The following is a 20,225-nucleotide window of genomic DNA, read 5'->3' on the forward strand; positions in this document are numbered from 1 at the left end:
GCTCGCCCGGGCGCCGCGCCTGGCGGCCGCGGGCGCGGGTTCCGGCTCGTCGTCGGCGATCGGTTCGATATCGGTTTCGGAGTCGTACTCGTCGCGGCGATACCGATGGCCGCTGCCGCCGGTCCGCTCGTACCCCGGTTCGGCGTAGTCGGGGTCGGGGTAGTCGGGATCTGCGTATCCGGCGCCGGCGAGCTCGTGGTCATAGCGAGCGCCGTACCCGGCGGCGGTGTCGGCGTAGTGCGCGGCCGGCTCGTCCTCGTCGACGTAGCGCGGGATGACGGCGGTGTCGTCGTCCTCGTAGTCGTCCCACTCGTCGGTGGCGCTGCGATGCGCACCACCACGCCGGTAGCGCCGCTGCTGCTCGTCGGCGCGCCGGCGCGAGCGTTCTCCGGCCCGCGACCAGCGGTCACTCATCCGACCACCTGGCCTCGTCTGCACCGGCCGAGTTCAACACCGCACTCCGTTCGTCCAACCACCCTTGCAGGATCGACACGGCGGCCGCCTGGTCGATCACCTGCCGCCGGCCGCGCGCGCGAACTCCACTGTCCCGCAATGCACGTGCAGCTGACACCGTAGTCAAACGTTCGTCGGAAAGTCGTATCGGCACACCAGGAATCATGTTCCGCAAACGTCGCGCGAACCGGGCGGCCAGCTGTGCCGACGAGCCGCTGGCCCCCCGTAATGTCCGTGGTAGACCGACGATTACCTCGACCGCTTCGTATTCCCGCACAATCTCGGCTACCCGGAGCAGATCGGTTGCCGGACCGCGTTTTCCACCCTTGACGGTCGGCACCGTCTCCACCGGGGTCGCCAGAATCCCGTCCGGGTCACTCGCGGCGACTCCGATGCGCACGGTCCCCACGTCGATGCCGATCCGCCGGCCGCGGCCGGGATCGGTCCGCGCGTCGGGGCGTTCGGCCGGGATGTCGTCCGGCCGGGCGGCCCCGGCTTCCGGAGCCGCCCCCGATCGGGACGGCTCCGGTTCCGAAGGCTCCGAATTCTCGGAATGGTCCATCAGGCGGCGATCTCGGCCACCCGTGCGCGCACGCCGGCCAGGCCGGCCTCGATACCGGACGGGTCGGAGCCGGCGCCCTGCGCCATCTCCGGCTTACCGCCGCCGCGGCCCGCGATACTCGGGCCGAAACTGCCGACCAGCTCACCGGCCTTGACGCCGAGCTCCTGGGCGGGCTTGTTCACCGCGACCACGAACGGCACCTTGCCGTCGGCATTGCCGAGCAGAACGACCACCGCCGGCTCGCTGCCGAATCGGCCGCGGATATCGGTGGCCAGGGTCCGCAGATCGCCCGCGCCGACACCCTTGGGGGCGGCGGCCGCGACCAGCAGCACCTCGCCGACCCGCTGCGCCTGCTCGACGTACGCACCCGCCTGCGAGAGCACGGCCGCGGCCTTGGTGCGCTCGAGTTCCTTCTCGGCGACCTTCAACCGTTCCACCAGTTGCTCGACCCGAGCCGGCACATCTTCGGAGGGCACCTTGAGCGAGGCGGCCACACCGGCCAGCAGGGCTCGCTCCTTGGCCAGGTACTTGTAGGAATCCAGCCCGACGAAAGCCTCCACGCGGCGCACGCCGGAACCGACCGACGATTCGCCGAGTAGTGTGATCGGCCCGATCTGCGACGAGTGTTCGACGTGGGTACCGCCGCACAGTTCCATCGAGAACGGCCCGCCGATCTCGACGACGCGCACCTCGGACCCGTAGTTCTCGCCGAACAGCGCCAGCGCGCCCATCGCCTTGGCCTTGGGCAGATCGGTGACGAAGGTGTTCACCGGGAAGTCCGAGCCCACCGCATCGTTGGACACGGCCTCGATGTCGGCCTTCTGCGACTCGGACAGCTGGCCCTGCCAGTTGAAGTCGAAGCGCAGATAGCCGGGCTTGTTCAGCGAACCGGCCTGCACGGCGTTCGGGCCCAGCACCTGCCGCAGCGCGGCATGCACCATGTGCGTGCCGGAGTGTCCCTGGGTGGCGCCACGCCGCCACGCCGGATCGACCTGGGCGAGGACGGCATCGCCCTCGGTGATCCGACCGCGTTCGACGGTGGTCTTGTGCACCCACAGCTTCTTGGCGATCTTCTGCACGTCGTTGACGCGCAACTCCGTGCCCGACGCCGTGAGGGTGCCGCGGTCGGCGATCTGACCACCGGATTCGGCATAGAGGGGACTGCGATCGAGGATGACCTCGACGTCCTGCCCGGCGGTCGCGGTGGGGACCCGGACACCCTCGGCGATGAGGGCGAGAACCCGCGCCTCGGTGGCGAGCTCGTCGAAGCCGGTGAATTCGGTGGCGCCGCGGTCGACCAGTTCCTTGTAGATCGACAGATCGGCGTGGGCGTGCTTGCGCGCCTGCGCATCGTCCTTGGCTCGCTGCCGTTGCTCGGCCATGAGCGTGCGGAAGCCCGACTCGTCGACCTCGAGCCCGGCCTCGGCGGCCATCTCCAGGGTCAGATCGATCGGGAAACCGTAGGTGTCGTGCAGGGTGAACGCCTCACTGCCCGCGATCGTGCGCCCACCGGTGGCCTTCACCTCGGCGACCGCGTCGTCGAACAGCTTCGACCCGGTGCTCAGCGTCTTGAGGAAGGCGGTCTCCTCACCGACGGCGACGGTCTCGATGCGGGTGAAATCGGTGGCCAGTTCCGGGTACGAGGGCGACATCAGCTCGCTGACGACCTTCATGAATTCGCCGATCACCGGCTTCTCGGCACCCAGCAGCCGGGCCGAGCGCACGATCCGGCGCAGCAGCCGGCGCAGCACGTAGCCGCGGCCGTCGTTGCCGGGATTGACGCCGTCGGCGATCAGCATCGCCGAGGTGCGGGCATGGTCGGCGATGACCCGGAAGCGCACATCGTCGGCGTGTTCGACGCCGTAGCTCTTGCCGGTCAACTCCTCGGCCTTGGAGATGATGGGGCGCAGCAGATCGGTTTCGTAGACGTTGTCCACGCCCTGCAGCAGCATCGCCACGCGTTCGATGCCCATGCCGGTGTCGATGTTCTTCTTCGGCAGCGATCCGACCGGCGGATAGCCCAGCTTGGGGCTCTGCTCGCCGCGGATGTCCTGCATGAACACGAGATTCCAGATCTCGAGGTAGCGATCCTCGTCGGCGACCGGGCCGCCCTCGGCGCCGTATTCCGGCCCGCGGTCGTAGTAGATCTCCGAGCACGGCCCGCCGGGACCCGGCACGCCCATATCCCAGTAGTTGTCCTTGCCGTCGCGGAACTGGATGCGCTCCTTCGGGATTCCGGCGACGCGATGCCAGATCTCGGCGGCCTCGGGATCACTCTCGTAGGCGGTGACCCAGATCCGCTCCGGATCGAAGCCGAATCCGCCTTCTTCCTGAGATCTGCTGATCAGCTCCCAGGCGAAGGTGATCGCGCCTTCCTTGAAGTAGTCACCGAAGGAGAAGTTGCCCGCCATCTGGAAGAACGTGTTGTGGCGGGTGGTGACGCCCACCTCTTCGATATCGCCGGTGCGCACGCACTTCTGCACGCTGGTCGCGCGCGAGAACGGCGGCGCCTCCTGGCCCAGGAAATACGGCTTGAACTGCACCATGCCCGCATTGACGAACAGCAGGTTCGGGTCCGGCAGGATCAACGAGGCACTCGGTACCTCGGTGTGGCCGGCACGGACGAAGTGGTCCAGGAAACGCCGTCGGATCTCGTGGGTCTGCACGAATATCCAGCCTACCGGGCGCGGTCCAGCCGGTTTTCAGCGGTCGTGCGGCGCGCACCCGGCTCAGCGACCTCGGACGATGCGGCGCAACTTGGTGACCCGCGGCCCGATCTCGCGCTCGTAGCCGTGATCGGTCGCGGTGTAGTAGTCGGCGCCGACCAGTTCGTCGGGCGGGTACTGCTGCGCGAGGATCCCGTCCGGGTGGTCGTGCGGATATTTGTAGCCCTGCGCGTTGCCGAGTTTCGCCGCGCCCGCGTAATGCCCGTCGCGCAGGTGGGGCGGCACCGTGCCCGCCTTACCCGCCGCGATGTCGGACATGGCCGCGCCGATCGCCGCCGCGACCGCACCCGATTTGGGTGCGGTGGCGACGTGGATGGTCGCGTGCGCGAGCGCCAGCTGCGCCTCCGGCATACCGACCAGCTGGACCACCTGCGCGGCGGCGACCGCGGTCTGCAGGGCGGTGGGGTCGGCCATGCCGACGTCCTCGGACGCCTGGATCATCAATCGCCGCGCGATGAAGCGCGGATCCTCCCCCGCGCTGATCATCCGGGCCAGATAGTGCAGCGCCGCGTCGACATCCGACCCGCGCAGCGATTTGATGAACGCGCTGATCACGTCGTAGTGCTGGTCGCCGGCACGGTCGTAGCGCACCGCGGCCTTGTCGACACTGGCCTCGACCAGATCCACGTCCACCGTGCCGTCGAGCGACGATTCCGCCGAGGCCTCCAGGGCGGTGAGCGATCGGCGCGCGTCGCCGCCGGCGATGCGGACGATGTGGTCGAGCGCCGCCTCGGTGACGGTGTACTGCCCGGCCAAGCCTCGCTCGTCGTCGATCGCGCGACGCAGCACGGTGCGAATATCGTTGTCCGACAACGACTTCAGCTGCAGCACCAGCGATCGCGACAGCAGCGGCGACACCACCGAGAAAGACGGGTTCTCCGTCGTCGCCCCGACCAGCAGCACCACCCGGTTCTCCACCGCGGCCAGCAGGGCGTCCTGCTGAGTTTTCGAGAACCGGTGCACCTCGTCGATGAACAGCACGGTCTGCTCCCCCGCGAGCAGCCGCCGTCGCGCCAGCTCGATGACCGCCCGCACTTCCTTCACGCCCGCCGACAACGCCGACAGCGCCTCGAAGCGACGGCCGGTGGCGGTCGAGATGAGGGCGGCCAACGTCGTCTTGCCTGTCCCGGGCGGGCCGTAGAGCAGCACCGACGCCGCGCCGGATCCTTCGATCAGCCGGCGCAGCGGTGATCCGGGGCCGAGCAGATGTTGCTGACCGACCACCTCGTCCAGGCTCGCCGGCCGCATGCGCACCGCCAGCGGGGACATCCGGCCCGCCGGCGGTAGTGCGGTGGATATGCCGGACGACTCAGACGACTCCTCCACCTCCGGCGCCTCGAACAACCCTTCGCTCACGCCTCGACGGTACCGATGAGCACCGACATTCAGGACGAGGTGGGGTCGGGACGCAGAATCCGCGCGGCCTGCGCCTCGATCGACGCGCGCAGTTCGGCGTCGGTCAGCTCGCGCAGGCCCGCGGCGCTGCGCAGGAACGGCTCGAGCAGTTGCCAGCCCATGGCGAACGCGGCCAGATGTGCCACCGCCAGTCCGGCGGCGCGGTCGCTGTCCATCTGCGGCCGCAGGTTCTCGATCAGCATCGCCATCACCGGGAACTGTTCTTGCAGCTCACCGACCGGATAGCCGTCCAGGATGCAGCGGGCCAGCACGGTCAGATGCCGGCGCAGCCGGGGATCGGTGGCGGTGAGCTGCCCGGCGGCGGCCAGTGCGCCCGATTGTTCGCCGAGATAGCTCAGCACGGCTCCGACCAACTTGTCCTTCGCACCGAGATGCCGGAACACCAGGCCGTGGTTCACCCCCGCACGGTCGGCGATATCCCGGATCGAGGTCGCGGCCGGGCCGCGCTCGGCGAACAGGTCGGCGGCGGCCTCCGTGACCGCCGCGACGACCGCCGCACGACCGACCGGTCCGGCGCCGGAGTCGTCGCGACGCGGAGTCGATGGCGGGTTCTCGGACATCGGGCTACAGTAGCGAATACCGGTGTAGTCAATTGACTACAGTCGCCCGATCGCCGAAGGAAACGCCATGACGCACACCACCGCCGCGGAGACCGAACCGGTCGCCCACTACGGCGTGAGCTCGTTCCCACTGCCCGAATTTCCGCTGATCGCGGGCCCGTTCACCCATCTGGTCGCCGAGCGTGACCGACTGGCCGCGCTGCGCTGGCAGCATTTCGACGCGCGGCAGGCCGGCGTCACCCTCGGCGCGGAGATCAGCGGCGTGGACCTGGCCGGGGAGCTGCCCGCGGAGGTGATCGCGGAACTGCGCCGGGCACTGCACGAGTACAAGGTGCTGTTCTTCCGCGATCAGCCGCTGACCGCCGGGCAGCATGTCGCGTTCGCGGCGCGCTTCGGCACGCTCGAGGTGCATCCGTTCATTCCGTCCAACACCGAACAGCCGGAACTGGTCCGCTTCGAGAAGACGCCGACCATCGCGGGGGTCGAGAACATCTGGCATCACGACGTGACGTGGCGGCCGCAGCCGTCCATGGGTGCGATCCTGCACGCCGTCGCCGTTCCCGCGATCGGCGGCGACACCCTGTTCTCGGATATGTACGCCGCCTACGAGGCGCTCGATGCCGCCACCCGCGCCGAGATCGACGACCTCACCGCGACCCACGACTACACCCGGGCATTCGGCCGCGGGCAGACGACCGAAGCGCAGGAGGCGATGCGAGCACAGCATCCGCCGGTCAGCCACCCGGTGGTGTGCACGCACGAGGCGACCGGACGCCGCCACCTCTACGTCAACCGGATCTTCGTGGACCGCATCGACGGCATGGATCCCGAGGCGAGCCGCGAGTTGCTGGACCGGCTCTGCCGCCAGGCCGACTATCCCGAACACCAGGTGCGGCTGCACTGGGAGCCCGACACCGTCGCCTTCTGGGACAACCGGGCCGTGCAGCACTACGCCGCCAGCGACTATTGGCCGCAGACCCGGATCATGGAACGAGCCTCGATCGTCGGGCCGCGCCCGGCCCGCTGAGTCACTCCTCCCAGAGTTCCTCGAGGGTGGCGGAGACATGCTCGGCGAAGTCGCCGAGCGTGTCGTCGCCGGTGCAGCGCGCATCCTCGGCGAGGGCGGCCCAGCGATTGATCAGGGCGGCCGAGCGCGGCACCGACAGTCCGTGTTCGCGGGCCGCCGCGATGCGGGTGTGATCGGCGGGCAGGAACCAGAACGTCGTCAGCCAGACCCAGATGAGCCGGGCCTCGAGGATGCGTTCGGCGAGCAGATCGTCGTCGGCGAGGGCCGGCCACACGCCCACGACCTCCGAGCGCCAGGCCTCGACCATCTGATGCGCCCGCTCGCGGGAGAGTTCGAAGTCGCACAGGCAGCCGGGGAACGACACCAGCGCGTAGGCGATATCGAGCGTGGCGTCGCGGAAACCGCCCCATTCGTAGTCGAGGAACCGAGCGCCCTCGTCGTTGAGGATCACGTTGTCGGGGCACAGGTCGGAGGGGCTGAACGCGCGGAAGCGGCCCGCGGAGAAGAGGCGATTGCCCCGCACGATGCGCTCCGCGATCTCGCCCGGCACGTCGATGCCGACCTCACGGGCCAGCATTCCGGGGACCTCACCGATCGCGGCCTCGGCCTGCTGGGCGATCCCGTCGACGCGGTGCACCACCTCCACCCGCCGCAGCAGCGCCACGAAATCGGCCTCCCGGCCGACCGTTGCGGCGTGCATGCGGCCCAATGCCTGCGCGAACGCCATCTGAGCGTTGCGGGTGGCGGGTTCGGCGCCGGTTTGCAGCACCGAGGTGAGCGACATGTTCTCGCCCAGATCGCTGAGGATCAGCAGCCGATCCGGCAGGCTGTGCGCCAGCAGATAGGCGCCGGGACGGTGCTCGCTGCTGAGCGCGGTGGTGAACTGATAGGACACCGCCTCACGCAGAAACGCCGAATCGATACTCGCGACCCCGGGTGCCAAACCACCGATCCGGCGCTCCTGGGCGGCGCCACGGACCTGCTTGACGATCAGGGTACGGGGAAGTGAGAACGAGTTCTCCGCTACGCGTACGCGCAGCACCGTCGTCCTGCCACTGCCGCTGAGTTCGATGGGATCGCTCAGCTTCACCGCAGCACCCATGCGCTTCGTGAGCAACTGTTGTGCCGCGGACACGACTTCGGCGGCGCGTTCGGCCAATAGTGCGGTCATCGCCAACCAAGTTACTCGCTCCAGGTCACTTTCAGCGAGCGGTTCGGCAACCTTTCGCGCGTCGTCGGCGTGTCCCCGCCGAGCGGCTGCGACCGGACCGAGATGCTCATTACGCTCATCGTCGGCCGGGTCGCGGATCCGGCCGGATACCGCGGCCCGTCGCTTGACACGCCCGGCCGTGTCCGGTTGTGTCGAAATCTCAACTGCAGTGTGCCGCACCAGAACCCAGGTGATTCGAAAGGTCCGACGATGACCGACTCCCCGCAGTCCGCACCCCGCGACACCGGCGAAGGCGGTGAACGGCGACCGGAGAGCCGGCCCGGGCAGCATCCCACCGGTCCAGGACGACCCGGCGCCGGGACAGGCGAACATCCCGCAACGCCGGGCGGGCCCGAAATGGCCGGAGCCACGGGATATCCGCAGTTCGAGGGCACCGGGGCCCCGCAGTACGGCGCCTCCCGGTACGGCGGGGCGCCGGGCGAGCCGCCGCCGGTCACTCCGGGCGGGGTGCCCCCGGTGGCGTCCGGAGCACAGGGACAGCCCGGGCCCACCTACGGTCCGCCCGGCAGCGTCCCGCCGGGCGCCTATCCGCCGCCCGCCGATCCGACCTGGGGCGCACCGGATAACGGCATGCCGCCACAGGGCACGCCCGGTTACGGCGCGCCGCAGGGATACCCCGGCGGACCGGGCTACGCCGCGGCACCGGGTCTCAATATCGGCCGGGCGCTCAGCTTCGCGTGGGATCGCTTCCGCGCCAATCCGATTCCCTGGGTCGCGATCACGCTCGTCGGATTCGTCGCCTATCTGATGGTGACGGTGGTGGTGAACGTCACGCATATGAACTCGCTGATGCCGGTGATGCTGATCGGCTTGCTCGCGGCGGTCGTGGTCTGGCTGCTGCAGGCGGCGATGATTCGCGGCGCGTTGTACGAAACCGACGGCACACCACCGGATTTCGCCTCGTTCTTCGGCTTCGTCAACGCCGGCAACGTGCTGATCGCCGCGCTGCTCGTCTTCGTGGCGGCCTGCGTCGGCGCGGTGTTGTGCATCCTGCCGGCACTCATCGTCGGCTATCTGTGCATGTTCTCGCTGCACTACGTCATCGACCAGGACCTCGATCCGTTCAGCGCGATCAAAGCCAGTGTGCAACTGGTGGTCTCGAATTTCGTCCCGACGCTGCTGCTGGCCCTGACCGTCGCCGCGCTGACCATCGTCGCCACCGCACTGTGCGGCATCGGCCTGCTGGTGGTGGGACCGCTCACTGTTATCGCGGTCACCTACTCCTACCGGATGCTCACCGGCGGATTGATCGCCTGAGCCGGCCGCCGGCTCAGCGGTCGTCGCCGGACCACCAGCGCGCCAGCACATTCAGCCGCTTCGGACGTGGCGGGCCCAGCGCGTGCCCGTGGTGGGGACGCAGTTGCAGCACGATGATGCCCGCCACGACGATGCCGACCATGTTCACGCCCAGCTGGCCGATCGACTCGAAGGCCTTGTGCCATTCGCCGACGGTGGCGGCGACCGCGGCGAAACCCGCGGCCGGAATCGTCGTCACCGAGATGAACACCCCGACCAGCGCCGCCGACTTCGCGGTCACCAGCGACATCATCCCCGCCGCACCCGCGAGCAGCGCCACCACCAGTGAAAACGGCCCCACCTCGTAGATGAAGTCCACGTTGCGGATGGCGTGGATGCGATCGACGGTGATCCAGCCGAACTGTTCCCCCACCAGTGAGGCCAGTGCCGCGATCCCCATCGCCACCGGGAAGCCGATCAGCAAGGCCAGGATCGAGCGGCGGGCGAGGCGAAAGTTCCTGCGCACCACCGCGACCGCGATGGCGGCCAGCGGCCCGAACTCGGGGCCGACCACCATGGCGCCGACGACCGTCACCGGCGAATCGGTGGCCACACCGACGACGGCCAGCAGGCACGCGATCGTGATGAACGACAGGAATGTGGGGCTGAGCGTCGATTCCTCGTGGGTCTGGGCGAGCAGCTCCTCCCAGACGATCGCATCCGACGGATCGCCCGGCGCCGCCTCGACCGCGCGGTCGGCCGGGGTCGACAGCACCGTTTCCACCGGGGAGAGCATGATGCCGCCGTAGTCGTTGATGCCCAGCCCGCGCAGACCGGCCAGCACGTCGTTGGCGGACTCGCGCGCGATATCGGCTTGGACGAGATCACCGGGCGGTTCGACCGAGGCGCCGCGCTGCACGGTGATGAGCGTGGCGCCGGGCTCGGACCGCAGCGCGGTCACCGCGGCGTCGGTCGACTCCGGTGGGCACACCGCCCGCAGGTGCAGCACCTCAATCCCCTGTCGTCTGCAGATCGTCCGGCACCGAGTGGCGCCGGACGATCTGCAGACTAACCGGTGCGCGGCCGCGGCTGCCCCCAACCACGGCGGCGCTCACGGGTTCGGATCGAAGCGGTTCGCGGATCGGACCTACGTGGTCTTCGGCTTGCCGTGCTCGTCGAGCACCACGTCGAGCCCGGCTTCCTTGCGCTGCTGCGCGGTGATCGGGGCCGGCGCGTCGGTCAGCGGGTCCACACCGCCGCCGGACTTCGGGAACGCGATGACCTCGCGGATCGAATCCACTCCGGCCAGCAGTGCGGTGATGCGGTCCCAGCCGAAGGCGATACCACCGTGCGGCGGCGCGCCGAAAGCGAAGGCGTCCAACAGGAATCCGAATTTCTCCTGCGCCTCGTCGTGGCTGATGCCCATGACCTCGAACACCCGCTCCTGCACGTCGCGGCGATGGATGCGGATGCTGCCGCCGCCGATCTCGTTGCCGTTGCAGACGATGTCGTAGGCGTAGGCCAGCGCCGAGCCGGGATCGGTGTCGAAGGTGTCGATGGACTCCGGCTTCGGCGAGGTGAACGCATGGTGCACCGCGGTCCAGGCCGAATGCCCAAGGGCCACATCACCGCTCGCGGTGGCGTCGGCGGCGGGTTCGAACATCGGCGCGTCCACGATCCACACGAACGCCCAGGCGTCCTCGTCGATCAGGCCGCACTTGCGCGCGATCTCGCCACGCGCCGCGCCCAGCAGCGCCCGGCTCGACTTCTCCTCTCCGGCGCCGAAGAAGATGCAGTCGCCCGGCGCGGCACCGACGTGCTTTGCCAGTCCCTCGCGTTCGGCGTCGGACAGGTTCTTGGCGACCGGGCCGCCGAGAGTGCCGTCTTCGCCGACCAGGATGTAGGCCAGGCCCTTGGCCCCGCGCTGCTTGGCCCACTCCTGCCAGGCGTCGAGCTGGCGCCGCGGCTGGCTGGCCCCACCCGGCATCACCACCGCGCCGACATACGGCGCCTGGAAGACCCGGAAGGGCGTGTCCTTGAAGTACTCGGCACATTCGGTGATCTCGATGCCGAAGCGCAGGTCGGGCTTGTCGGTGCCGTAGCGGCGCATCGACTCGGCGTAGGTCATGTGCGGAATGGGGGTCGGAATCTCGTGGCCGATCAGCTTCCACAGCGCGACCAGGATGTCCTCGGACAGCAGGATCACATCCTCCTGCGTCACGAAGCTCATCTCCAGGTCGAGCTGGGTGAACTCGGGCTGGCGGTCGGCGCGGAAATCCTCGTCGCGGTAGCAGCGGGCGATCTGGTAGTAGCGCTCCACACCGGAGACCATCAGCAACTGCTTGAACAGCTGCGGGCTCTGCGGCAGGGCGTAGAACTTGCCGGGCTGCAGGCGTGCGGGCACCACGAAGTCACGCGCGCCCTCGGGGGTGGACCGCGTCATCGTCGGAGTCTCGACCTCGACGAACGCGTGCTGGGCCAGCACCTCGCGGGCCGCGGCGTTGACCTTCGACCGCAGCCGGATGGCGTGGGCGGGGCCCTCGCGGCGCAGATCGAGGTAGCGATACTTCAGGCGCGCCTCCTCACCGGGCTGATCGTCGAGCTGGAACGGCAGCGGCGCGGCCTCGTTGAGCACCTCGAGTTCGGTGACGTTCACCTCGATCGCACCCGTGGGCAGGTTCGGGTTCTCACTGCCGTCCGGACGCGCCTCGACCACACCGGTGACCCGCACGCAGTACTCCGCGCGCAGCCTGTGGGCCTGCTCGGCCGGCTCACCCTCGCGGAAGACCACCTGCGCGACCCCCGACGCATCGCGCAGATCGATGAAGATCACGCCACCGTGGTCTCGCCGCCGGGCCACCCAGCCGGTGAGGGTGACGGTCAGACCGGCGTGCTCGCTTCGCAGCGAACCAGCCAAGTGGGTGCGCAGCACGGGATTCCTTTCGACGACACGGTGCACCGGGCGCGGGATGACCTGGTGCGCCCCCATGGTAGTGAGACAGGTTCGGCGGACGGAAACCGATATCCGGCTCCCGCGTCCCGCCGGGTCGCGCACGCCTCGGCCCCGACGGCGGACACCCGCGGATCCGCCGTCGCGCCCGCGGGGTTCGCCGTCGGGGCACTCGGCGGACACGAAAGCCACTCGGCCCTCGAGCCGCGGGCGCTCATGCAAAGCTGTAAAGGTTGTTTCGGCTGACCGAGCGCCGAGCAGCCCACTCGATCCACAGGAGCAGCAACGATGACCTTCAACGAAGGTATGGATATCGATCCGGACCGGGTCTCCACCGGAGGCGGAATGGGTCCCAAACTCGCCCTGGGCGGTGGCGGTGGCCTGATCGTGCTGATTCTGGCGGTGCTGTTCGGCGTGAATCCGGGCAATCTGCTCGGCAGCGGAACATCGGGAACGCAGACCGGTGGTGTCGACACCTCCGTTTGCAAAACCAACGGTGACGCGAACCGGTATGCGCAGTGCCGGGTGGTGCTGACCGCGCAGAGTCTCGACGGCGTCTGGGGCGGGGTGCTGCCGCGTCAGACCCGGGTGCAATACACGAAGCCCGGTGTGACGCTGTTCACCGGCTCGGTCAACACTCGATGCGGCAATGCGACCAGCGCTGTCGGACCCTTCTACTGCCCGGCGGACCGCAAGGCCTATTTCGATACCGGGTTCTTCCAGGAGCTGCGGGACAAGTTCGGTGCGGCGGGTGGTCCGCTGGCCGAGGAGTACGTGGTGGCGCACGAGTTCGGGCACCACATCCAGAACCTGCTGGGCGACAGCGGCCGTGCCCAGCGCGATCCCAAAGGCCCCGACTCGGGATCGGTTCGCCTGGAATTGCAGGCCGATTGCTACGCGGGCCTGTGGGCGAGCTACGCGGACAAGACACCGGCGCCCGGCGGATCCCAGCCGCTGCTGAAGCCGTTGTCCGACAACGATATCCAAGACGCGCTCTCCGCCGCGGCGGCGGTCGGCGACGATCGGATCCAGAAGGCCGCCACCGGGCGGGTGAATCCGGAAGGATGGACGCACGGTTCATCCACCGAACGGCAGAAATGGTTCCTGACCGGCTACCGGAACGGCCAGGTCGCGGCGTGTGACACCTTCTCGGCAGCGGATCTGAACAATCCGCCGGCCCTGCGCTGAGCGTGGGCGGCCAGCTCTTCGAGCGGGCGGGTCGCTCGGATGTCGGTAGCGGTGCGGTTCACAATGGTCGGCGAGACCGAGACGGGTGGAGGGCAGAAGTGAACATTGTGCGGGAATTCGGCGGTGCGAGACGAGGATTGCCGGGTGTGCGGGCGGCCGTGGCGGTATGCGCCGCGGCGCTGACGATCGCCGGCGGCGCGATGACCGCCGTGGCCGACGAACCCGCGGCCGGACTGTCGGTGGCTCTGACCACGATCCCGGGCGGGGAGCACGCCGGGGTGACCCCGGTCCCGACCCTGCTCGTCTATTCCGACGGGCATGCGGTCGACAGCCCCGACGCCGCCGATCCGGATCGTCCGGCCGACAAGGCACCGCGGCAGCGCAACGGACATGTCTCCCTCGACGCCGTCCACGCCGCCGCCGAGGACGCCAAGAAGCTGGCGGCAGCGGATCTGGGCATGCCCAAGGACGGCAACGGCGGATCCACCCTGCTCGACTTCCTGGGAGCCACACCCGACCAGGATGTGCATCTGGTGGTGTACTCCCCCGGCGGCACCGACGGACTCACCGACGCACAGAAGGCCGACCGCAGCCGTTTCGCGGACCTGTGCAAGAAATTGGTCGACGCCTTCGTCGCCGACCGCTGAGCCGGCCCGGCCGGCTCAGCCGACCGTCCAGGTTTCTCTGCCGTTCAACAGGTCCTGAAGCGACTGCGGCCCAATCGGTTTGCGCTCGACGGCCATCGCGGTTTGCGCACGGACCCCGTCGTCGTAGGTGGGGCGGGTGACGTCGCGGAAGATGCCGGTCGGGACGTGAGTCAGGTCCTGGGAGGTCAACCGCGAGAGCGCATAGGCGTATTCGGATCGTTCGCAGTGGGCGTCGTGCACCACGATCTCGCTCTCGGCAACCTCCGCGGTCGCGACGACCTCGAGCCCGAAACCGTTGCGCACCACCGCGAATTCACCGTCGGCGCCGAAGCGGATCGGTTCCCCGTGCCGCAAGCGGATGAGGTGCGATTCGGCGTTGTCGCGGCGCAGCGCGTCGAAGGAGCCGTCGTTGAAGATCGGGCAATCCTGGAGGATCTCCACGAACGAGGTCCCGCGGTGTTCGGCCGCGGCGCGCAGCACCTCGGTGAGGCCGGCGCGATCGGAGTCGAGGGCGCGCGCGGCGAAACTCGCCTCCGCTCCCAGCGCCACCGACAATGTGTTGAACGGATGGTCGATCGAACCGAGCGGCGTCGACTTGGTCACCTTCCCCAATTCGGAGGTCGGTGAGTACTGGCCCTTGGTCAGGCCGTAGATCCGGTTGTTGAACAGCAGGATCGTCATGTTCACGTTGCGGCGCAGCGCGTGGATCAGGTGATTGCCGCCGATCGAGAGGGCGTCGCCGTCACCGGTGACCACCCAGACCGACAGATCCGGCCTGGTCACCGCGAGTCCGGTGGCGATGGCCGGGGCGCGACCGTGGATGGAGTGGATGCCGTAGGCGTCCAGGTAGTACGGGAATCGGCTGGAACATCCGATTCCCGAGACGAACATCAGGTTTTCCCGCCGCAGACCCAGCTCGGCGAGGAAGCCGCGGACGGTCGCGAGAATGACGTAGTCACCGCATCCCGGGCACCAGCGCACCTCCTGATCGGACGTGAAGTCCTTGACCTTCTGCGGCCCCTCGGCGCCGGGTACTCCGGACACGCCGGTCAGGCCGAGATCGGCGCCGATGAGCGAGGTGTCGAGGATGGTCATCGGTATCCCCCTGTCGTGCGGTAGGTCGCCCGGGCCCGGGCATCGAAGGCCTTGTTCTGTTCCAGCTCGCCGATGGATCCGTCCAGTGCCGCGTCGATGACGCCGACCAGCTCCTGGGCGGAGAAGGCGGTCCCGGCCACCTTCGTCCACGGCTGCACGTCGACCAGGTATTTGCCGCGCAGCAGCAGCGCGAGCTGGCCGCCGTTCATCTCCGGCGCCACCACCCGGCGATAGCGCCGCAACACGTCGCCGGTATTGGCGGGGAGCGGATTGAGGTGCCGCAGATGTGCTTGCGCGACCGGCACGCCGCGGCGGCGCGCCCGCCGGCACGCCTCACCGATCGGGCCGTAGGAACTGCCCCAGCCGATCAGCAGCAATTCGGCGGTGCCCTCGGGGTCGTCGACCTCGAGATCGGGCACCGCGATGCCGTCGATCTTCGCCTGACGCAGGCGAACCATCAGTTCGTGGTTGGCCGGATCGTAGGAGATGTTGCCACTGCCGTCCGCCTTCTCCAGCCCACCGATCCGGTGGGCCAGGCCGCCGGTGCCGGGCCTGGCCAGCGGCCTGGCGAGGGTTTCCGGGTCGCGCGCGTAGGGCTGGAACGGTGCCCCGGCCGCGGCGCCGTCGTCCACCGGTGGCTCGAATGCCGGGTCGATCGGCTCGAGGTCGGACACCCGCGGAATCGACCAGGGTTCGGATCCGTTGGCGATGGCGCCGTCGGACAGCAGCAGCACCGGAGTGCGATAGGTGAGCGCGATCCGCGCCGCGTCCACCGCGGCGGCGAAACAGTCCGCCGGTGAGCGGGGAGCCACGACGGCGACGGGCGATTCGCCGTTGCGCCCGTACAGCGCCTGCAGCAGATCGGCTTGTTCGGTCTTGGTGGGCAGACCGGTCGAGGGCCCGCCGCGCTGGACGTCGATGATCACCAGCGGCAGTTCCGTCATCACCGCCAGCCCGATGGTCTCGCTCTTGAGCGCCAGCCCGGGACCCGAGGTGCTGGTCACGCCGAGTGCGCCGCCGATCGAAGCTCCCAGTGCCGCACCGATTCCCGCGATCTCGTCCTCGGCCTGGAAGGTGGTGACGCCGAAGTTCTTGTGCTTGCTCAGCTCGTGCAGGATGTCGGAGGCCGGCGTGATCGGATAGGTGCCCAGGAATACCGGTAGCCCGGACAGCTGCCCGGCCGCGATCACGCCGTAGGCCAGGGCGGTATTGCCCGTGACCTGCCGGTAGGTCCCCGGCGGCAACGCGGCGGGCGCGACTTCGTATGTGGTGGCGAAGGTTTCGGTCGTTTCGCCGTAGTTCCAGCCGGCCCGGAACGCCAGCACGTTCGCCTCGCCGATTTCCGGCGTGGCGGCGAACTTCTCGCGCATGAAGGCCTCGGTACCGCCGAGCGGCCGGCCGTACATCCACGACAGCAGCCCCAGGGCGAACATGTTCTTCGCGCGCTGGCCGTCCTTCTTGCCGACTCCGGCCGGTTCGGTGGCGGCCAGTGTCAGCGACGTCATCGGCACCCGGTGCACCACGAAGTCACCGAGGCTGTCGTCGGTCAGCGGATCTCGCTCGTAGCCGACCTTCGCGAGGGTGCGTTTGGTGAACTCGTCGGTATTGACGATGACCGTCGCGCCCCGTGCGAGATCGTCGACGTTCGCCTTCAGCGCGGCCGGGTTCATGGCGACCAGTACGTCGGGCTGATCGCCCGCGGTGAGAATGTCGTAGTCGGCGATCTGGATCTGGAACGACGACACCCCGGGGAGCGTGCCCTGGGGTGCTCGGATCTCGGCCGGAAAGTTCGGCTGGGTGGCGAGGTCGTTGCCGAAGGCGGCCGCCTCGTGGGTGAATCGGTCTCCGGTCAGCTGCATACCGTCGCCGGAATCACCGGCGAAGCGGATGACGACCTTCTCCAATTTTTCGCTGCCGGTGGGGCCGTCAACGCCCTGATTCGACACCATGCGCCTGCATCACTTCCTCGTAGGGATGAGGTACCACACGCCAAGTTACTCCGCGGCTCGCCGGAGAATCCGTGGAACGAACAACCCGGCGAGCATGCGGTACAACGAATTTCGGCCGCACGCGGCCGGGCCCCCAGGGGCCGGTGGGTCCGCCGGTATCCGGCGGAGCGATCAACCGAACAACGCCAACTGCGGGTCGGACCGTACTGCCTGTATGTCATCGCCCGGCTCGGAGGGGCCCGCGGCCCGGCCCCGTGCCGGTCGTTCCCGGTGCCGGTCGAGCCGATACCGGGTGAGCAGCGGGTCCACCCGCTGCCGTAACCACGCAGAATACTCCGGTGTGACGTACGCCCCACGACCGTACAACTGCCGGTATCGCCGCAGGAGCGCCGGGTGATGTTCGGCCAGCCACTGCAGGAACCAGCCCCGGGTACTGCCGCGCAGATGCATGGGCAGCACGGTGGCCCGCGCCCCGCCGGACGCCGCGATCGCGCCGAGCAACCGGTCCAGGTGGGCGACGTCGTCGGTGAGGTACGGAATGACGGGGGCCACCATCACGTTCACGTCGAATCCGGCCTCGGCCAGCGCGCGCACCAGTTCCAACCGCGCCCGCGGGCCGGGCGTACCCGGCTCGACCGCGCGGTGCAGTTCTTCATCGACCGTCGCGATCGACACCGCCAGACTCACCGGGACCACCTGGGCCGATTGCACGAGCAGCGGCAGGTCCCGCCGCAACAACGTGCCCTTGGTGAGAATCGAGAACGGCGTACCCGCGTCGGTGAGGGCGGCGATGATCCCCGGCATCAAGCGATAGCGCCCCTCGGCCCGTTGATAGGGATCGGTATTGGTGCCCAGCGCGACCGGCTCGCGCCGCCACGAGCGACGGCGCAGTTCCTGGCGCAGCACCGCGGCCACATTCGTCTTGACCACGATCTGGGTGTCGAAATCACGGCCGGCGTCCAGGTCCAGATATTCGTGGGTGGGCCGGGCGAAGCAGTATCTGCAAGCGTGTGAACAGCCGCGCATCGGATTGATCGTCCATTCGAACGGCACCGCCGAACGCTGCGGCACCTTGTTCAGCGCGCTCTTGCACAGCACCTCGTGAAAGGTGACGCCCTCGAATTCCGGCGTCTGCACGCTGCGGACGAAACCGGCACGCTCCAGCCCTGGAAGCGCGCCGTCGTCGGCTGCCGGGTTCTGGTTCTGCCATCGCACCCATCAAGTCGAACACCCGTTCGATACGATGTCAAGGACCGCGCCGCGGACGCACCCCGCGCACGCCGCGGCGCCGACCCCGCAACGATCTCAGGCCATACTGCTCGCGACCGTGCGCACGGACTCACCCTTATAGAAAGCCACCAGGTCACGCACGGTTTCCTCGGTCGGCCGGGGCAGGTATCCGAGTTCGGTCCGCGCCTTGGTTCCGTCGATCACGGGTGCCGACAGCAATGCGCCCATCGCCGCCCGCGACACCCGATCGCTGCCCAGCATCTTCCCGATCGGTTCCAGCACGGGCAGCGCACCGGAGATCACCTTGGCCGGGATGGCGAAGCGCGGGCCCCGCTTTCCGTTGACCTGGGCGGCGAGCTGGGTGACCTCGAGCATCGTCACCATCGCGCCCGAGAGCAGATAGTTCTCGCCGGTACGCCCGCGCTCGCCCGCGAGAATCAGGCCGGTGGCGACGTCACGCACGTCGACCAGATCGAATCCGCCGCCGATCATCACCGGCACCCGGCCGCGCGCGGCGTCCCACAGCGTCGTGTTGATCCTGGAGTCGGAGTGGTCGACCGGGCCGTAGACACCGGTCGGATTGCAGATCACGGCGTCGAGACCCTGGTCGACGACCGCGCGCAATTCGACCTCGCCCTGGAATTTGGAGCGGTCGTAGACCGGCAACCCCGGATCGACCGAGCGCGGCGCGTTCTCGTCGATGCGGCCGCCGCAGGTGTACTGATCGAACGCGTGGATCGAACTCGCGTGCACCATGCGCCGGGCGCCGACGGCGAGTGCCGCTTCGGCCACCACCCGCACTCCCTCGGTGTTCACCCGCCAGGCCAGATCGTTGCGATGCGCGAGGGTGATCACGGCGACGAGGTGGTAGACCACCTCGGCCCCGGCCAGTGCCGAACGCATCGACACCGGATCCAGCACGTCGCCACTCACCCAGGTCACACTCGGATCCGTTGCGCCGGAGGGCCTTACCCGGTCGATGGCGGTCACCTCGTGACCGCGCTCCACCAGCTGGTGGAGCAGATTCGTGCCAAGGAAGCCGGCTGCGCCGGTGACTGCGACCTTCATGCGACGAGAATATAGAACCCGTTCTAATTTGCAACATGTTCTAGTTTGTCGGACTCGAATCGCGTCGGCCGGGTCGGTTATATTGAGCCCAGCCCAGCCTCCGGTCGACGCCCGGTCGCGAGGCTTGTTCGACGTTGACGACTCAGTTGACCAACGATGATTGGGGGGCAGTTCGATGAGCGATCTCACCGCCGACCAGAGCGCGATCAGCGCGTTCGGGGCGACACATCAGAGCATCGGAACCGAAATCGCGGGAGCGGCCGATATGGACACCGCGACGCATGTAGCCGCGATGACGCCCGTTTTCGGGCTCATCGGCGCCGACTATCTGGCGATGTTCGCCGCCGCGCAGGTACTGCATTGCAGCGATGTCAACGACCTGTCGGCCAAATGTAATCACTTGGGGCAGTCCGCATTCGGCACCGTCGCGATCCTCGGCGACAACGACGGAGCCGCCGCCGGCGCCCTGGGCGCCATCGGCAACGCGATCGGAGGCTGATCGGTGCACACCATCGGTTCCGGAACAGACTCCGGCGTCATCGCCGCCCCGGCCGCACCCGCCGCCGACACCTCACCGATCGCGCCCGCCGCACCGGTATCCACCCCGGATCCCGTGCTGGCCTCGGCCGCACAGCAGGGCCCGATCACCGATATCCCGCTGCCGCAGCTGCCGCCGGATACGCCGCCCGCATCGGCGCCGGCCTTCACCACCGCACGGAAAGAGTTCGAGGACAACGGTTCCCACGGAGTCGGCGCTCCGCACCTGCCCGGCGGAGGTTCCGGCACCCCCGATGCCGGCGACGCCCATACCGGTGTGCTGGGCGACGCCGCGTCGCCGCTGCTCGGCGCGGGCCACGAGGCGCTGCATCAGGCCGCCGGAGCGCTCG

Annotated in this window: 16 protein-coding genes and 2 pseudogenes; 6 read left to right on the forward strand and 12 right to left on the reverse strand. The window is 68.7% G+C overall.

The window, feature by feature from the left end:
- The 5 genes and pseudogenes from NN2_RS38095 to NN2_RS32775 form a co-directional block, all read right to left on the reverse strand.
- Window positions 1–414 (reverse strand): annotated as a pseudogene (locus NN2_RS38095) (hypothetical protein); the annotation flags it as partial.
- Complete coding sequence (gene ruvX, locus NN2_RS32760; RefSeq protein ID WP_082857441.1) at window positions 407–1,015, reverse strand: Holliday junction resolvase RuvX; 609 nt, start codon at window positions 1,013–1,015, stop codon at window positions 407–409. The pseudogene NN2_RS38095 and the gene ruvX, both read right to left, overlap by 8 nt.
- On the reverse strand, window positions 1,015–3,681 hold the full coding sequence (alaS, locus tag NN2_RS32765; RefSeq protein WP_063018861.1) for an alanine--tRNA ligase: 2,667 nt from the start codon (window positions 3,679–3,681) through the stop codon (window positions 1,015–1,017). The genes ruvX and alaS overlap by 1 nt, the downstream gene beginning before the upstream one ends.
- A 63-nt stretch (window positions 3,682–3,744) precedes the next feature.
- Window positions 3,745–5,097, reverse strand: coding sequence for a replication-associated recombination protein A (locus tag NN2_RS32770; protein WP_082857442.1), 1,353 nt, complete (start codon window positions 5,095–5,097; stop codon window positions 3,745–3,747).
- A 29-nt stretch (window positions 5,098–5,126) separates the two neighbouring features.
- On the reverse strand, window positions 5,127–5,717 hold the full coding sequence (locus tag NN2_RS32775) for a helix-turn-helix domain-containing protein (RefSeq protein WP_030513962.1): 591 nt from the start codon (window positions 5,715–5,717) through the stop codon (window positions 5,127–5,129).
- Window positions 5,718–5,784: 67 nt separating this feature from the next.
- Between NN2_RS32775 and NN2_RS32780 the strand changes: the two genes are divergently transcribed.
- A complete protein-coding gene (locus NN2_RS32780; RefSeq protein WP_082857443.1) occupies window positions 5,785–6,744 on the forward strand; it encodes a TauD/TfdA dioxygenase family protein in 960 nt (319 codons plus the stop codon).
- Between the two features lies 1 nt (window position 6,745).
- Here the strand turns inward: NN2_RS32780 and NN2_RS32785 are convergent, their stop codons facing one another.
- Window positions 6,746–7,915 (reverse strand): phosphotransferase family protein, encoded by a 1,170-nt coding sequence (locus NN2_RS32785; RefSeq protein WP_030513960.1) that lies wholly within the window; start codon window positions 7,913–7,915, stop codon window positions 6,746–6,748.
- 249 nt (window positions 7,916–8,164) lie between these two features.
- Between NN2_RS32785 and NN2_RS32790 the strand changes: the two genes are divergently transcribed.
- Window positions 8,165–9,232: a DUF2189 domain-containing protein gene (locus NN2_RS32790; protein WP_063018863.1), complete on the forward strand. Its 1,068-nt coding sequence runs from the start codon at window positions 8,165–8,167 to the stop codon at window positions 9,230–9,232.
- Between the two features lie 13 nt (window positions 9,233–9,245).
- Here NN2_RS32790 and NN2_RS32795 read toward each other — a convergent pair whose 3' ends face one another.
- Together NN2_RS32795 and aspS are read right to left on the reverse strand one after the other, a co-directional pair.
- The gene (locus NN2_RS32795; RefSeq protein WP_063018865.1) at window positions 9,246–10,220 is read right to left on the reverse strand and encodes a DUF389 domain-containing protein; all 975 of its coding nucleotides are present in this window, start codon (window positions 10,218–10,220) and stop codon (window positions 9,246–9,248) included.
- 138 nt (window positions 10,221–10,358) lie between these two features.
- Complete coding sequence (gene aspS, locus NN2_RS32800) at window positions 10,359–12,143, reverse strand: aspartate--tRNA ligase (RefSeq protein ID WP_063018883.1); 1,785 nt, start codon at window positions 12,141–12,143, stop codon at window positions 10,359–10,361.
- A gap of 306 nt (window positions 12,144–12,449) precedes the next feature.
- Between aspS and ypfJ the strand changes: the two genes are divergently transcribed.
- Both ypfJ and NN2_RS32810 read left to right on the forward strand, forming a co-directional pair.
- Window positions 12,450–13,349, forward strand: coding sequence for a KPN_02809 family neutral zinc metallopeptidase (gene ypfJ, locus NN2_RS32805; RefSeq protein ID WP_030513956.1), 900 nt, complete (start codon window positions 12,450–12,452; stop codon window positions 13,347–13,349).
- A 98-nt stretch (window positions 13,350–13,447) separates the two neighbouring features.
- Window positions 13,448–13,996: a hypothetical protein gene (locus NN2_RS32810; RefSeq protein WP_063018867.1), complete on the forward strand. Its 549-nt coding sequence runs from the start codon at window positions 13,448–13,450 to the stop codon at window positions 13,994–13,996.
- Between the two features lie 15 nt (window positions 13,997–14,011).
- Here NN2_RS32810 and NN2_RS32815 read toward each other — a convergent pair whose 3' ends face one another.
- The 4 genes from NN2_RS32815 to NN2_RS32830 form a co-directional block, all read right to left on the reverse strand.
- Window positions 14,012–15,091: a 2-oxoacid:ferredoxin oxidoreductase subunit beta gene (locus NN2_RS32815; protein ID WP_063018869.1), complete on the reverse strand. Its 1,080-nt coding sequence runs from the start codon at window positions 15,089–15,091 to the stop codon at window positions 14,012–14,014.
- Entirely contained in the window at window positions 15,088–17,040 is a 1,953-nt protein-coding gene (locus NN2_RS32820) for a 2-oxoacid:acceptor oxidoreductase subunit alpha (RefSeq protein ID WP_063018871.1), read from the reverse strand. The genes NN2_RS32815 and NN2_RS32820 overlap by 4 nt, the downstream gene beginning before the upstream one ends.
- 171 nt (window positions 17,041–17,211) lie before the next feature.
- Window positions 17,212–18,255: an Rv2578c family radical SAM protein gene (locus NN2_RS32825; protein WP_063018873.1), complete on the reverse strand. Its 1,044-nt coding sequence runs from the start codon at window positions 18,253–18,255 to the stop codon at window positions 17,212–17,214.
- Between the two features lie 90 nt (window positions 18,256–18,345).
- The gene (locus tag NN2_RS32830) at window positions 18,346–19,338 is read right to left on the reverse strand and encodes an NAD-dependent epimerase/dehydratase family protein (RefSeq protein ID WP_063018875.1); all 993 of its coding nucleotides are present in this window, start codon (window positions 19,336–19,338) and stop codon (window positions 18,346–18,348) included.
- A 175-nt stretch (window positions 19,339–19,513) separates the two neighbouring features.
- Here NN2_RS32830 and NN2_RS32835 point away from each other — a divergent pair, with 175 nt between their 5' ends.
- Window positions 19,514–19,837 carry a type VII secretion target gene (locus NN2_RS32835; protein WP_030513950.1) on the forward strand — a complete coding sequence of 108 codons (324 nt, stop codon included), beginning with the start codon at window positions 19,514–19,516 and terminating at the stop codon, window positions 19,835–19,837.
- Between the two features lie 3 nt (window positions 19,838–19,840).
- Window positions 19,841–20,225, forward strand: a pseudogene (locus NN2_RS32840) (hypothetical protein); the annotation flags it as partial.

This window comes from Nocardia nova NBRC 15556, assembly GCF_001613005.1.
Lineage (GTDB): Bacteria > Actinomycetota > Actinomycetes > Mycobacteriales > Mycobacteriaceae > Nocardia > Nocardia nova.